Consider the following 14,830-nt stretch of genomic DNA (forward strand, 5'->3'; position numbering starts at 1 on the left):
GCTTTTTGCTTGACCCAACTCACTTATCGCGGCATACATGACTAACTGCCAGGCAAAATCAAATAGCGCCAGGCAGGAATGTTCACAAAAAAATCAACCTTTATCTCGAAAGATAATGCGGCCTTTGGTTAAGTCATACGGCGTTAATTCTACCTTAACCTTATCGCCGGTTAGAATTCGAATGTAATTTTTACGCATGCGTCCTGAAATATGCGCAGTAATAATGTGACCGTTTTCCAATTCCACACGAAACATGGTATTCGGAAGGGTGTCTATCACAGTTCCTTGCATTTCAATATGATCTTCTTTTGCCATAAGTCTCTCAAATACTTTAAAAATAAAAATGGTTACATTGAACAGCTGTCAAATGCGACTGCTTGTCGCCTTTTGCCCCTCAATTCTGTCTCATAGCCGGTTTAGACGAAGTCGCAATCGGGGGAATTCTATGGCTGCACTATGCTTTGCTTGCCCGGGCTTTTGATTCATTCAAGTTAAAAATGCCCCTTCATCAGATGAAGGAAGAAACGCCCTTGAAATATTAGCGTAAATAGTGCCTTAAAATAAGAAAAATGGCAATCATATTGCGCATATCACTTCATAAGATAGCTCCAGGAACCTTGGAGTGTTGGGTATTGCAATGCATCTTTTAATAGTTGCAGAAATTTTTTTCTCGGCATGGTTTCAGCACCAAGGCTAATTAGATGAGCTGTAGGTAACTGGCAATCTATGAACTCGAATTGCAAGCTTATGCAGGTCTGACAGAGCATATAAAGGGCCAGTTTCGATGCGTCGCGCACCTCATGAAACATGGATTCGCCGAAAAAAGCACGCCCAAGGCTCAAGCCATATAGTCCACCGACCAGCTTATCTTTTTGCCAGACTTCGAAGGAATGGGCATAACCTTGTTCATGCAAGGTGATGTAAGCTTGAATCATTTCATCCGTTATCCAGGTTTTATGAAGGCGGCCGCCGCTTGTAGCGCATGCCTGAATGACTGAGGAAAATGCGGCATCGATGCTGTAATGAAAGGTTTTTTTTAAAGCCTGTCTTAAACTTCGTGAAAGCCTGAAGGAGAGCGGCTTCAAAATGAGACGGGGATCGGGCGACCACCAGAGAATAGGGTACCCCGGTTCATACCACGGAAAGATACCCTGGCGATATGCTTCTAAAAGCCTGGCCGGTAATAAATCACCGCCAATAGCAAGCAATCCCGCAGCATCAGCTGAATCCGGGGAAGGAAAGGTCAGGTCATCTTTTGCAAGCAATACCGGTTTAATGATTAACTTCCCATTCTATCCGACATCTGCATCTTCATCTTTTTTGTTAAAAATTGAGAAAAATTTGAATTGTACGCCTTCACCAGCTTGTAAACCGCGCATTCTGCCCATGTTTTCCTAATTTTTATCTAGACAGCGCTGTGGTATGGAATGCCGGCTGTATCCAAATATTTTTCGGCATCAAGTGCCGCCATGCAACCAAAGCCTGCCGATGTGATGGCTTGACGGTAGACATGATCGGCAACATCACCGCAGGCAAATACGCCCGGTATGTTTGTTGCTGTTGCCATGCCCTCCAAACCGGAGCGGATAATAATGTAGCCGTCCTTCATGTCAAGCTGTCCCTTGAACAAATCGGTGTTTGGCGTATGGCCGATAGCAATAAAAATACCATCGACCTTGATATCCTCGCATTGCCTGGTCTCTACATGGCGGACACGAGCGCCGGTCACCTTCATGCCGTCGCCCAGCACTTCTTCCAGGGTGTGATTCCACATCAGTTTGATATTGCCGTATTTGGCTTTTTCAAAAAGCTTGTCCTGCAGCATTTTCTCGGCACGAAGACTGTCCCGACGGTGGATTAAAGTCACAGAAGAGGCAAGATTGGACAGATAAAGCGCTTCCTCCACGGCCGTATTGCCGCCGCCGATCACACATACATCCTTATTTCGATAAAAGAACCCATCACAGGTAGCGCAGGCTGACACGCCTCGCCCCTGATAAGCTTTTTCTGATTCAAGGCCAAGATAGCGGGCTGATGCACCGGTGGCAATAATCAGCGCATCGCAGGTATAGGTTTCATTATCTCCCTTTAAAACAAACGGACGGGTTTGCAGATCAGCGCTGACAATATGGTCAAAAATAATTTTGGTATCAAACCGCTCGGCGTGCTGTTGCATCCGCTCCATCAGCGCAGGACCCTGCAATCCCTCCACATCTCCCGGCCAGTTATCAACATCTGTCGTCGTCGTTAATTGGCCGCCTGGCTGCATGCCTGTAATGAGAACGGGTTTTAGGTTTGCACGGGCTGCATAAACGGCTGCGGTATAGCCCGCAGGCCCAGAACCAAGAATAAGCAGTCGATGATGATTAGTATTACCCATGAATATGCCTTTTATTGTATGCTAAGATGACGATAGTATGATAAAACCCATAGTATTAAAATACCCATGACAAAACAACGTAAGAGAGATGCGGGTCATCCAGGTAACGCCTTGCCGCAATTTATGTTAAAGCGTGTCAGCGAGGGCGGTTTTATTTTAGTGCTTACTGCCGCATTATTTATTTTGCTGTCGCTTGTGACTTATCGAACTAATGATCCAGGATGGCTGCATGCTGCCGCCCGCCATCACGTAGTCGCAAACGCTGGAGGAACCGTGGGCGCCTATATAGCCGACGCGCTTTATTTCGTTTTCGGTTATATGGCCTATCTGCTGCCGTTATGCTTTGCTTTTATATCCTGGATAATTTTAAAGGATCATAGAGCCTTACGTTCGGTGAATAAAGCGGCATTACTTTTGCGAAGCGCGGGGCTTATGCTTCTTTTGATTGGAGGGTGCGGCTTGTTGGCTTTAGAAGCGAGTGCGCTGTACGCTCCATTTGCCTTTAGGCCTGGGGGAATCATTGGCCAATTTGTATCTTCTCCTTTAAACCAGGCTTTGAACCTTGAAGGCGCAACATTATTATTATTTGCACTCCTGCTGGTTGGCTTGACCTGGTTAACCGGGTTTTCCTGGATACGCGCGCTTGAGTTCGTTGGTTGCTATACGCTTATTCTCTGCCGCATACTGTATAAGGGCATCTTTTATTCTGCATTGTTTTTTAAAAATAGATTGAAAAATCTGTATGCAAGAGAGAGAGTAACTGATAAGCCCGGCCAGGAAAGAAAAATCCAGCCAATTGCGGTTAGTAAAAAAATAACTCCAGAGGAAATCAAACCGGCTCCAGCAGCTGCGGCTAAAGAACCCGCAAGGAAAAAAACTCGGGATAGCTCGCTCTGCAATACGGTGGTCAGCGGTACTTTGCCATCATTAAGCCTGCTCAATAAAGGTCAACCCGGCAAGCCATTCGGCGGTTATTCACCTCAGGAGCTGGAAAATCTTTCCAGGGAGGTTGAGCAGCATCTTCTCGATTTTGGTATTCAGGCCGACGTAGTTTCCGTGCATCCAGGCCCTGTTATTACCCGCTTTGAATTGCAGCTGGCGGCTGGGGTCAAGGCGAGTAAACTGACGGCTTTATCCAAAGACCTGGCTCGTTCTTTATCTGTCACAAGCGTGCGGGTTGTAGAAATTATTCCCGGGAAGACCGTGGTTGGAATTGAACTGCCCAATCAAAACCGCGCAACCGTCAATTTATCTGAAGTGTTGACTGCTGAGGTGTATCAGCAGGCCCATTCGCCTTTGACCCTTGCTCTTGGCGTGGATATTGCGGGTCATCCTATGGTGGTTGATTTAGCGAAAATGCCGCATTTGCTGGTTGCAGGCACAACAGGTTCCGGGAAATCTGTCGGTATTAATGCCATGATTTTAAGCTTATTGTTTAAGGCGACGCCTCAAAAAGTACGCTTGATCATGGTTGATCCCAAAATGCTTGAATTGTCGGTATATGATGGCATTCCACACTTGTTAACCCCAGTGGTTACTGATATGAAAGAAGCTGCCAGCGCGCTCAGGTGGTGTGTTGGAGAAATGGAGAGACGGTATCGGCTGATGGCATCTTTTGGCGTTCGTAATCTGGCTGGATTCAATGCCAAACTCATTGAAGCTCGCGAACGCAATGAACCGCTGACGGATCCATTCTGGAAACCCGAAGGCTCCACGGGCGAGGAGGCGCCTATTCTTGAGCCGCTGCCGTATATAGTGGTGGTTATTGATGAATTGGCAGATATGATGATGGTGGTGGGTAAGAAAGTGGAGCAATTGATTGCCCGCATTGCCCAAAAAGCAAGAGCTGCCGGTATTCATTTAATACTTGCTACCCAAAGACCTTCAGTAGATGTGTTGACAGGGCTCATTAAATCCAATATTCCCACCCGCATATCATTTCAAGTCTCTTCCAAAATTGACTCTCGTACGATACTTGACCAACAGGGAGCAGAACAGTTGCTTGGTTATGGTGATATGCTGTTTTTAGCGCCAGGTAGCGGCGCGCCTTTGCGTGTGCATGGCGCGTTTGTGGACGATAAGGAAGTACATCGGATAGCTGATGACTGGCGCGCCCGGGGAACTCCAGACTATATTGAAGAAATTACTCAAACCATGGGCGACGGCTTTGATAATCCCTTCGGTGATGAAAACCAGGAAACAGAAGATGCGGATCCCTTATATGATCAGGCCGTAGAATTTGTGATCGAAACCCGTAAGGCCAGTATCTCAGCTGTCCAAAGACGGTTTAAAATTGGCTATAATCGTGCTGCGCGCCTTGTTGAGGAAATGGAGCGTACAGGGATTGTCGGGCCTCTAGAGGGTGGTTTTCGAGATGTTTTGGTTTCTGCGGTTAATGAAGATGCATAGGATTAAATTATGAAAAAAATGGTTATATTGGCTTTGTTCATTTGGGGGGGGAGCGCATTTTGCGCTTCAGCTTCAGAAATTTTACAGGATAAATTAAACGCCATACAAACAATGAGCGCAACGTTCAAACAAGTTATTAAGGCAAAGAAAAAAGAAATATCCCGTTCTTCAGGAAGCATGGCTTTATCCCGCCCAGGCCGCTTTCGCTGGCATACCACGTCTCCCATGCCGCAACTTGTCATCGCTGACGGCAAGCGAATGTGGGTTTATGATGTTGATTTGGAACAAGTCACAGTCAAAAAACAGGAAAAAGGAATAGGGGGTACTGCGGCACTTTTTTTAAGCGGGTATGATAATACGGTGGCTCGCGATTTTGATGTAACCCAAGAAGTCAAGGGCAAAAAAGAGATTTATGATCTGCGGTCTAAATCTCCTAAAGCTAATTTTCAGCGGGTGAAACTTGTGTTTGAAGGGAAGATGTTAAAAGGCTTGGAATTATTTGATCAACTTGGACAGCATACCGATGTTATATTGTCTAATATTAAACTTAATCCCCAGTTGCCGGCCAAATTGTTTAAGTTTTCCACACCAAAAGGTGTGGACGTGGTGGAGCAATGACTAAACTTTCTGCAGAAATTCTACCGCCGCTTGCTGAAGCGTTAAGGCCAACAGCAATTGACGAGGTGATTGGACAAACTCATTTGCTGGGGCCCAATAAGCCTTTGCGGCTTGCATTTGAATCAGGGAAACCTCATTCTATGATTTTGTGGGGCCCTCCCGGAGTTGGCAAGACGACGCTTGCGAGATTAACCGCCCATGCTTTTGACTGTGAGTGGATTGCGTTATCGGCTGTTTTTTCCGGGGTTAAAGATATTCGTGCCGCAATTGAAACAGCAAAAGCATATCGGCAGAAAAATCGACATACCATTTTATTCATCGATGAAATACACAGGTTCAATAAGGCCCAGCAGGATGCGTTGTTGCCTTACACTGAGTCAGGACTAGTCACATTCATTGGTGCGACTACTGAAAATCCTTCTTTTGAAGTTAATGCTTCTCTTTTATCCCGCGCACAAGTATATGTATTACACGCCTTGTCAGACGAAGAACTGCAGATATTGTTAACAAGAGCGCAAGAGCGGGTTTTACGGCATTTGCAGTTTAAGGAGTCAGCTCAACAAACGTTAATTGCCTATGCTGATGGAGATGCAAGACGCCTTCTTAATCTTTTGGATCAGATTGATACAGCAGCCCAGGCCCTTGGTGTCAAAGAAATTGATACAGAATTTGTGCGTGACGTATTGCATCTGGGAGCGAGACGTTTCGACAAGCAGGGCGATCATTTTTACGATCAAATTTCCGCCTTGCATAAATCTGTGCGTGGGTCTAATCCTGATGCAGCGCTTTATTGGCTATGCCGCATGCTTGATGGCGGTGTTGATCCATTATATCTTGCCAGGCGAATTATCCGCATGGCTTGGGAGGATATTGGCCTTGCTGATCCTCGAGCCATGCAGCTGGTTAATGATGCAGCCAGTACATATGAACGCCTGGGATCTCCAGAAGGCGAGCTGGCCCTGGCGAGCGCGGTCATTTATCTCTCGGTCACAGCTAAAAGCAACGCTGCATATAAAGCCTATCAACAGGCCATGGCTTTTGTAAAAAAAGACAAATCGCGCGAAGTTCCCTTGCATTTACGAAATGCTCCTACAAAGTTAATGAAAAAAATGGGATATGGCAAAACATATCGTTATGCTCATGATGAACCGCATGGTTATGCGGCTGGTGAAAATTATTTCCCGGAAGGCATGAACAATCCTGGGTGGTACCAGCCGGTAAATCGGGGCATGGAACAAAAAATAGGTGAAAAAATGGATTTTTTACGGAAGCTTGATGAGCAATCAAAAGAGCCAGATTAGTCAATCTGATCATGAAGCAATTTTATCAACAGATAATACTTCTTCCAAACAAGAAAAGAAGCAGGTCTCTTTTGTCCGCCGATGGCTAAAAAAAACCGGACTTTTTCTGGCCGTTGCCTTCATTTTTGCAGCGATCGTTTTTAGTCTATTTCGTGCGCTCACACCCTTGGCTGCGCAATATAAAAGCGAAATTGAAGAACATCTTTCCAACTTAATTGGTCAGCCGGTTAGAATTAACCGTATTGAAACGAGCTGGTACTGGTTTGAGCCTGTGTTGAAACTGGAACAAGTCCAGGTATTGGATGCGCGAAATCATGCTATACAGTTGAGTACCTTACTGATTGGTATAAACCTCCTGAGTTCGATCTGGCATTGGCATATTCAGCCAGGCGTGCTTTATATTGACGATTTGCATTTGATTCTTCATCAAAAAAAAGATTCCTGGCAAATAGAGGGATTAGACCAAAACCGTGAGATGCGGTTTGCGGAAGCAGAGTATCGAGCTCTTCTTGGTTGGCTTATGTTGCAACATAAAATAATTGCCAAAAATATATCTGCAACAGTGTATTTGGAAGACGGGTCTTTATTACCCGTGAAGGATATACGCTTGTCTGTCTTGAATCGTTCGGGTCATTATCATGTCAAAGCAAGGGCAAATCTGTCACAAACTCCTGAAACTGACCTGACTTTTTTGGCCGATTTAAATAGTCATGATTTGAATCAAACCAATGGTCAAGCCTATCTTGCCTTAAAGGATATTAATCCTCAGCAATGGCAGGCACTTCTTCCCTATAAAAAGTACCTTTTTCAGGGAGGGAGGGGCAATATTTCTCTTTGGTTTGATTTTGTTGATTCAAGCCTGAAAAATTGCCAGGCAATACTGGATTTTAGGAATCTCTCATTAAAAAAACAAGATGGAAACCGAACTCATTTTGCCCAAATGCTTAAGGCTAACCTGGCCTTAACTCCCACGCTTGAAGGGTGGGAATTAGCCGGTGATCATATTGAGCTTGGCCTTGAAGGAAAAAAATGGCCGCAAAACCAGATATGGGTAGAATATCAAAGGGCAGCAGAAGCCTATCGAATTTATGTGAAATCGTTGTATCTGGAACCGCTTCTTTTTGCAAACATTGACTGGCCAGAAAAGATTAAACCGGTCATTGCTGCAAAACCCGAAGGCGTGCTCAATAACCTGCAGTTGCTTATCAAGCAGGGGGAGCTTCATTACTTCCTGAGCCAATTCAAGAATATCAGCTGGATGGCGACCAGGGATGTTCCTGGCATGAGTAATCTTTCGGGTGTACTGCATTGGCAGCCCAAGGAAGGACATCTTGAATTGGATTCGAGAAATGCCACACTGACGCCAAAGTCCTTGCCTCCCATAAAGTTCAAGAACATTCAAGGGGTTCTTGACTGGAAAGCCCTGAGTCATGGCATGCGCATAAGCCTTGATCATGTATTGCTGGTTAATCCTGACTTGACTATAAGCGCCCGGGGTGTTTGGGATAAAGCTTTTACTGACGATGGGGGTAATATCAGATTGGTTGCCAAGTATTCTGCAGACAATGCTGCCAAATGGTTGGCGTACCTTCCCAGAGATTACCTCAAGCCAAAACTTTATACCTGGTTGAAAAACAATATTCATCGAATTGAAAAAGCCAGCGGGCAATTGAAGGTGGATGGGCCTATTGCTGATTTTCCCTTTGATAAACAACCAGGAGAGTTTCATTTCAGTAATTATCTAAGCGGGCTTGACTTGACCTTTAAGGAAAAATGGCCATTGACTCAAAATGTCAATGTCAATCTATATTTCAATAAACGCAATTTGGAAGCCGATGTTCACTATGCTGAATTGGATGACATGATCGTAAAGCAAGTGAATTTACGTATTGATGATCTTGGTTTGGATCATGAAACCCTGCTGTTGCACGGAAAAACCAAAACCCAAGCAGACAAATTGTTGAGATATGTCAAGCACTCTCCGCTGAATGACCGACTGGCAAAATTGAATATGCTGAAAATGGACGGCGATGTCGATTTGGAATTGCGCCTTGAGATACCCCTCTATCCAGAAAATGATGCAATATTCGCAAGCGGGCGTGTCGATTTTAATGAGAACAAAGTGGTTGCTGATTATGCCATGCAGCAATTAGAACTGAATCAACTCAAGGGAAGTTTGTTATTCGACGAGCAAGGCATTACTCATAGCGATCTTGGCGCAAGCCTTCTTGGGGATCCCGTTGTCATGTCAATACATTCTGTGCGCAGCAATAAACCATATACGGAAGTGAATATTTCAGGGCACACGGCCACTGAATTATTACAGAAAAAATTTGATCTCCCCATGCTTTCTTTTATGCAGGGGAGCATTCAATTTATTGCTAGAATGACCCTGACGGATGATCCTCATGATCTGGATCATATACATATAAGCACACCGTTGACAGGTGTCGCGATTGATTTGCCTTCACCTTTCGGGAAAACATCCCAACAAATTTCGCCGTTAGATATTGAAATCGATTTTAATCCGCAAACTGCCGTGAGGCTATATGTTAATTTTGATGATACCATCAGCGCAAAGCTCTGGTTTAAAAGACAAGGCCAACAGTTTCTGTTGCATAAAGGTATGGTCAGAATTGGGAGCGGCTATGTTTCAGAGCCGAGACAAAGAGGAATAAGTTTAGTTGGAACTCTCCCTTCCCTAAACTGGCAAAATTGGCAGAGCGTTTTAGCAAAATTTCCAGATGGTTCATCTTCCTCCGGCTTGTTTGAAAAAATAAGGTATATTGATATAAAACTGGCTCAATTCATTTTTGGCAAACTTGTATACCAGAATTTCATTTTTAAAGCGAGAAAGCAAACAAAGGATCAATGGTCTTTGGATTTGGTTCATCGCGATATCTTGGCAAAATTACAATACAATCCGGTAAATAATCATTTAAGCGGCGAGGTAAGTCATTTATCTATCCCTAAAAAAGATTGGGGGGAGGAGTACGCTGCATCTTCTGCCTCTAATTACTTACCGGGGCAGATTCCAAATCTTGATATCAATATTAAGGAGCTCAAACTTGGCGATATTGATTTGGGGCGATTGAGCCTACAGGGCAAAAATAAAAAAACTATTTGGCAATTGACCAGGTTCCTCCTGGAGTCGCCTTTTTATCAGTTGAATCTGGAAGGAGAGTGGCGGCGAAATGACAAGGAAAACCGCACTGATATTCAGGGTCGGCTTTATATGAATGACTTGGCGCAAAGCCTGTCGCGCTGGCACGTATCGCCTGTAGTTGAAGCGCATTACGGCCAGGTCTTTATCCATAGCAGCTGGCCTGGGGCATTTTCTGATTTTTCGCTGGCGAAAATTAAAGGGCATATTACAATGACCTTTAAAGAAGGAAGAATCAGCAATCTAAGCCCTGAGACAGAAGAAAAACTGGGGTTAGGCAAATTGCTTAGTATTCTAAGCTTACAGACTATTCCCAGGCGGCTCAAATTGGATTTCAGCGACTTGGCTAATGATGGATACAGTTTTGATGTGTTCAAAGGGGGATTTATCCTGAAAGATGGGGTTATGAGCACCACAGATACATACATAGACGGGCCGGTTGCCTATGCTGGCATTAAGGGAGATTTGGATTTGGCAAGAAAGTTATATGATCTGGAGCTTAGGGTTTCTCCTCACATCACGGCCAGCCTGCCGGTAGTTGCAACTATTGCAGGAGGGCCGGTTGCCGGAATCGCAACCTGGATTGCCAGTAAATTGATTAGTCACAGTATGCAGAAAATCAGTGGTTATACTTATAAAATTACAGGTCCCTGGCTAAAGCCGGTTGTGCAGCAAGTCAGTATTATCAAATCATAGATAACTGCACAGAAAGGCGTTAAACGGGTGCGGTGCGACCAGTACTGTTTCTATTTAACGGTACTTATGAATGGGAAAGGGATAAGAACTGCATGTGGTGGGCGTTGATACAACAATATTGGCAGATATGTATATTTAAGCGATCTCCTGCGGATACGCCACATTCTCATTTTTTATTAATCGTCGTGCTTTGTTTATTTCTATTTATATTGGTGATGCAATGGGAAATGGTTGATTTTGAACAGCAATTTTCATTACTATCCACATTCGCCGCGGCGATTTCGCTTGTGATTTCATATGGCTTATATACTTTTATTTTGTTGTATTCTTTAAATTTGTCTAATCGATTCATCCAGACAGTAACGTGTTTGTATGCCAGTCATTTAATTGTGCATATATTGGCTTTTCCCTTGATTGTTGCGACCCCGTATTTAGGCTCGGAAATTGCTCCAAAATTTGCCCCAACCCTTTTTGCGCTTCTTTATTTGTTGCTGGCCTTGAGTTTAACGATATGGCAGTTTATGCTTGCTGCTTATATTTATAAGAAAGCAATATCTACTCATTACTTTTCTGCGGTGCTTGCAAGCTTTGGTCTGCTTGCAACAAACATGTTAATGGTTTCTTTTTGGCGTTAATTATGCATCTTCATATTTTAGGTTTAAGCGGAACCTTTATGAGCGCGCTGGCTATATTGGCAAGGCGGGCGGGTTTTTATATTACCGGAAATGACGCGAATTGCTATCCGCCAATCAGTGATTTGCTCGCTGCCAATGGTATTCATTGGATAGAAGGTTATGAGGAAAGCTCTGAAGCATTGAAAGCGGATTGCGTGATTATCGGCAATGCAATCAAGCGGGGAATGCCTGTAGTGGAAGCCGTCTTAAATAAGGGAAAGGGATATATTTCAGGCCCGCAATGGCTTGCAGAAAACATTTTATCCCGTTATCGGGTAATCGCTGTTGCTGGCACCCATGGTAAAACCACCACCACTTCCATGCTTGCATTCATATTACAAAAAGCAGACTTGGATCCTGGTTTTTTGATTGGTGGGGTTGCGGCAAATTTTAATAGCAGCGCGCACCTGGGAAAGGGAGAATGGTTTGTCATTGAAGCGGATGAGTATGACAGTGCCTTTTTTGATAAAAGGCCAAAATTCATGCATTATCGCCCCGAGCTTGCAATCATCAATAATCTCGAGTTTGACCACGCTGATATTTACCCTGATTTGGCTGCAATTCAGCAGCAGTTTCATTATTTTTTAAAGACAATTCCCGGGCGCGGTTTGGTTGTCAAACCTTCTTCTGATGAAGCTTTGAAAATGGTCCTCGAAAAAGGTTGTTATTGTCCGGTTCAGGAATTTGGTTTAAACGGCAATCCGGAATGGCGGGCAGAACTTTTGGATGATTCGGGGCAAAGCTTTCGAGTCTTTCAAAAAGGGCAATGTGTTGCTGAAGTGAGCTGGGATCTGATTGGTTCATTCAATGTGGAAAATGCACTCGCCGCAATTGCTGCAAGCAGCCATGCCGGCGTTTCCCCTGGAGTTGCCGCGCGGATTCTTTCGCGATATAAACCAGTCAAGCGCCGGCTGGAAGTAAAATCAGTTGTTTCCGGCGTTACCATCTATGATGATTTTGCCCATCATCCGACTGCAATTGAAAAGACGATCAATGCTTTGCGAAAAAGCGCAAGACATAAAAAAATATATGCCGTCATGGAGTTCGCTTCATATACCATGCGTACCGGCGCTCATGCGGGACGCTTGAAAGAAGCCTTGTCAAAGGCCGATGAGGTATTTATTTTAAATTCAGTTGATTTCAATTTGGAAGCAATAGCAAAGGATTGGCATTTTGCTTATCATTTATTGCCTTCGACAGAGGCTATTATTAATGCCTTAACCCATAAAGTCTCCGAAGGAGACGCAGTTTTGGTTATGAGTAATCGCGGGTTTAATCAAATTCATAAAAATCTTGAAAATAGCTTAAAAAATCGAATGAAGGACAAGTATGCGTCTTAATGTGCGGCCCATGCAAAAAGAAGATCTGAATTCGGTTTATTCCATTGAACTTTCTGCTCATCGCGCTCCATGGAGTCATGCCATTCTTAAGGATTGCCTTTTGGTGGGATATGACTGCAGAGTGCTTGAGATCGAAGAGGAAGGCAGGTCAATTATAGCAGGCTATATTATCTCCCGTTATCAGGCCAGCAAGTGCCACGTACTCAATTTATGCATTGCGCCGGTTCATCAAAAAAAAGGCTTGGGGCAATATTTGTTACAGACCCTAATTGACTCTTTCGCAGCTACATGGATAAATTCCGTGATGCTCGAAGTTCGTCCGAGCAATGAGGCGGCATTGGCTCTTTATAAAAAAATGGGATTTTTGCAAATTGATATTAAAAATTCATACTATCGTGACGCAAGCGGCACAGAAGATGCCATTGTACTTGCCAAAATAATTTAAGCCAAGCCAGGCCGCTTGATTGGGTTTCCCAATACATATTTAACCATGATTAAACCCTACGCATTACATCCGGTGTAAAAATGCCTGTAAATGCAATTTATCCTCTTCTTCTGCAAGGTAGCGGCGCAGGTTCGTTAATGCATTTTGATATTCAGATTGATTGAGGTTGCCGCGCATCAATTCAAAGCGAAGATACACGCAATAAGTATTTAAAACATCCGTTTCACAATAATTACGGATTCCATGGATGTCGCCTTCCAAGTATGCCTCCCATACTTTATCCCCATGCATTCCCATTTTACCCGGAAAACCAAGCATCGTCGCTATCTCATCGAGGGGCGCGCAGGCTTTCATCTGGTAGGCAGACAAAACATCCATTAAATCGAGGTGACGATAATGGTATCGATTAAGATAATTATTCCAGCGAAAAGCCTGTTCCCGCTCGCCAATTTCCCAGTAGCCGGGAGCTTCAATCCCATGAAACAATGCCCTGTAATGCAAGACAGGCAGGTCAAATCCTCCGCCATTCCAGCTGACCAGTGTCGGTTTGTGCTTCTCAATACCCTTAAAAAACCGCTGAACCAGTTCTTTTTCATCAGCGTCTTCACTGCCCAGCGACCATACTTTAAGGTGCCTGTCATTGCTGATAACCAAGGAGATGGCAACAATTTTCTGCAGATAATGAGGCAAGAATTCATGACCAACCTTGGCGCGTCTCATTGCAAAGAGGGCGTTTGCCGTGTCTCTGTCATCCAGGCCGTCAAGCTCATAGAGTTTTCGTCCATTTTCAATGTCCGGAACTGTCTCGATATCAAATACCAGTATAGTCATAAGGTTTCAGGAAAAAATAATTTGATGCACTAGCGTAGAAGATAAGAAGTTTAAAAAAACATCCCTGCAAAAACAACCATAATACTTGCTATTTTAATGCAGGCTCGTTAACCTTCGCACCATTATTTCACCCATAGGCACATACAATGCCAAGCATTGAAATTTATCAAGTTGATGCCTTTACAGATAAGGTGTTTCATGGAAACCCCGCTGCTGTATGTTTATTAAAAGAATGGCTTAATGATGAGCTGTTACAAGCCATTGCCATTGAAAACAATTTATCCGAAACCGCTTTTGTCATCGAAGATGATGACGGCTATCAGTTGCGTTGGTTTACTCCCAATGGCGAAATCAATTTATGCGGGCATGCTACCCTTGCTGCCGGCTTTGTTTTATTTGAAATGGGGGCTCATCATACGCAACCCATTTATTTCTCAACTTTAAGCGGAAGATTATCGGTTTGGAAAAAGGGTGAACGGTTATTGATGGATTTTCCGCGCCTCAGTTTTAATGAACTTGAATCGCCGGGCCAATTAAAAGAAATGATAGATCAGCCTTTAGTGCAAGCTTATGCCAGCGAACTTGATTACCTGGTTTTACTGGCCGAGGAAAAACAGGTCTATCAGGCTCAAGTCGATTTAAAAGCGCTGGCCAAACTGCCAAAACGCGGATTAATATTGACCGCAAAAAGCAGCGAGGTGGATTTTTACTCGCGGTGTTTTTATCCAAAACACCATATCCCTGAAGATCCCGTTACAGGTTCTGCCCATTGCGTTCTCGCCCCTTTTTGGGCTGCAAAACTTGGCAAATCCAGCCTGCGCGCTCATCAGGGAGTTTCCCGGAAAGGGGAAGTGTTCTGCGAAGTACTCCCGGAGCGGGTTTGCATTTCGGGCTCATGCCGTTGGTATCTTAAGGGACATTTAGTTATCTAGATATTTGCTTTTATCCATGCGAGCCAAGGTAAGATCATATC

Annotated in this window: 12 protein-coding genes; 8 read left to right on the top strand and 4 right to left on the bottom strand. The window is 44.2% G+C overall.

The genetic code is table 11. The annotated features are described in order from the left end of the window. Positions 1-93 precede the first annotated feature (93 nt). The 3 genes from infA to trxB form a co-directional block, all read right to left on the bottom strand. A complete protein-coding gene (gene infA, locus Llon_RS04520; protein WP_058528871.1) occupies positions 94-315 on the bottom strand; it encodes a translation initiation factor IF-1 in 222 nt (73 codons plus the stop codon). A 275-nt stretch (positions 316-590) separates the two neighbouring features. Continuing rightward, a complete protein-coding gene (gene aat, locus Llon_RS04525; protein ID WP_058528872.1) occupies positions 591-1,265 on the bottom strand; it encodes a leucyl/phenylalanyl-tRNA--protein transferase in 675 nt (224 codons plus the stop codon). Between the two features lie 140 nt (positions 1,266-1,405). Continuing rightward, complete coding sequence (gene trxB, locus Llon_RS04530; RefSeq protein ID WP_058528873.1) at positions 1,406-2,380, bottom strand: thioredoxin-disulfide reductase; 975 nt, start codon at positions 2,378-2,380, stop codon at positions 1,406-1,408. Positions 2,381-2,446: 66 nt separating this feature from the next. Between trxB and Llon_RS04535 the strand changes: the two genes are divergently transcribed. The 7 genes from Llon_RS04535 (at position 2,447) to rimI (ending at position 13,026) form a co-directional block, all read left to right on the top strand. Next, entirely contained in the window at positions 2,447-4,789 is a 2,343-nt protein-coding gene (locus tag Llon_RS04535) for a DNA translocase FtsK (protein ID WP_058528874.1), read from the top strand. An 18-nt stretch (positions 4,790-4,807) separates the two neighbouring features. After that, positions 4,808-5,407 carry an outer membrane lipoprotein periplasmic chaperone LolA gene (lolA, locus tag Llon_RS04540; protein ID WP_412754107.1) on the top strand — a complete coding sequence of 200 codons (600 nt, stop codon included), beginning with the start codon at positions 4,808-4,810 and terminating at the stop codon, positions 5,405-5,407. Then, complete coding sequence (locus Llon_RS04545; protein WP_058528876.1) at positions 5,404-6,708, top strand: replication-associated recombination protein A; 1,305 nt, start codon at positions 5,404-5,406, stop codon at positions 6,706-6,708. Before lolA ends, Llon_RS04545 begins: the two co-directional genes overlap by 4 nt. Beyond that, complete coding sequence (locus Llon_RS04550; protein ID WP_083503264.1) at positions 6,683-10,567, top strand: YhdP family protein; 3,885 nt, start codon at positions 6,683-6,685, stop codon at positions 10,565-10,567. Before Llon_RS04545 ends, Llon_RS04550 begins: the two co-directional genes overlap by 26 nt. Before the next feature lie 92 nt (positions 10,568-10,659). Then, positions 10,660-11,202, top strand: coding sequence for a hypothetical protein (locus tag Llon_RS04555; protein ID WP_058528877.1), 543 nt, complete (start codon positions 10,660-10,662; stop codon positions 11,200-11,202). A gap of 2 nt (positions 11,203-11,204) precedes the next feature. Then, positions 11,205-12,581 carry a UDP-N-acetylmuramate:L-alanyl-gamma-D-glutamyl-meso-diaminopimelate ligase gene (mpl, locus tag Llon_RS04560; protein ID WP_058528878.1) on the top strand — a complete coding sequence of 459 codons (1,377 nt, stop codon included), beginning with the start codon at positions 11,205-11,207 and terminating at the stop codon, positions 12,579-12,581. Between the two features lie 10 nt (positions 12,582-12,591). Then, a complete protein-coding gene (gene rimI, locus Llon_RS04565; protein ID WP_237758258.1) occupies positions 12,592-13,026 on the top strand; it encodes a ribosomal protein S18-alanine N-acetyltransferase in 435 nt (144 codons plus the stop codon). A 63-nt stretch (positions 13,027-13,089) separates the two neighbouring features. Here rimI and Llon_RS04570 read toward each other — a convergent pair whose 3' ends face one another. Then, positions 13,090-13,857 carry a 3'-5' exonuclease gene (locus Llon_RS04570; protein ID WP_058528880.1) on the bottom strand — a complete coding sequence of 256 codons (768 nt, stop codon included), beginning with the start codon at positions 13,855-13,857 and terminating at the stop codon, positions 13,090-13,092. Positions 13,858-14,003: 146 nt separating this feature from the next. Between Llon_RS04570 and Llon_RS04575 the strand changes: the two genes are divergently transcribed. After that, positions 14,004-14,789 (top strand): PhzF family phenazine biosynthesis protein, encoded by a 786-nt coding sequence (locus Llon_RS04575; RefSeq protein WP_058528881.1) that lies wholly within the window; start codon positions 14,004-14,006, stop codon positions 14,787-14,789. Positions 14,790-14,830 lie beyond the last annotated feature (41 nt).

Source organism: Legionella londiniensis (assembly GCF_001467825.1).
In the GTDB taxonomy this organism is placed as follows: Bacteria; Pseudomonadota; Gammaproteobacteria; order Legionellales; family Legionellaceae; genus Legionella_A; species Legionella_A londiniensis.

Bases quoted from the DNA above. Each gene is read 5' to 3' on its own strand.
- Llon_RS04570 (WP_058528880.1), bottom strand. From the start codon at position 13,857: ATGACTATACTGGTATTTGATATCGAGACAGTTCCGGACATTGAAAAT.
- trxB (WP_058528873.1), bottom strand. From the start codon at position 2,380: ATGGGTAATACTAATCATCATCGACTGCTTATTCTTGGTTCTGGGCCT.
- Llon_RS04545 (WP_058528876.1), top strand. From the start codon at position 5,404: ATGACTAAACTTTCTGCAGAAATTCTACCGCCGCTTGCTGAAGCGTTA.
- infA (WP_058528871.1), bottom strand. From the start codon at position 315: ATGGCAAAAGAAGATCATATTGAAATGCAAGGAACTGTGATAGACACC.
- Llon_RS04555 (WP_058528877.1), top strand. From the start codon at position 10,660: ATGTGGTGGGCGTTGATACAACAATATTGGCAGATATGTATATTTAAG.
- Llon_RS04535 (WP_058528874.1), top strand. From the start codon at position 2,447: ATGACAAAACAACGTAAGAGAGATGCGGGTCATCCAGGTAACGCCTTG.
- Llon_RS04575 (WP_058528881.1), top strand. From the start codon at position 14,004: ATGCCAAGCATTGAAATTTATCAAGTTGATGCCTTTACAGATAAGGTG.
- Llon_RS04550 (WP_083503264.1), top strand. From the start codon at position 6,683: ATGAGCAATCAAAAGAGCCAGATTAGTCAATCTGATCATGAAGCAATT.
- mpl (WP_058528878.1), top strand. From the start codon at position 11,205: ATGCATCTTCATATTTTAGGTTTAAGCGGAACCTTTATGAGCGCGCTG.
- rimI (WP_237758258.1), top strand. From the start codon at position 12,592: ATGCAAAAAGAAGATCTGAATTCGGTTTATTCCATTGAACTTTCTGCT.
- lolA (WP_412754107.1), top strand. From the start codon at position 4,808: ATGGTTATATTGGCTTTGTTCATTTGGGGGGGGAGCGCATTTTGCGCT.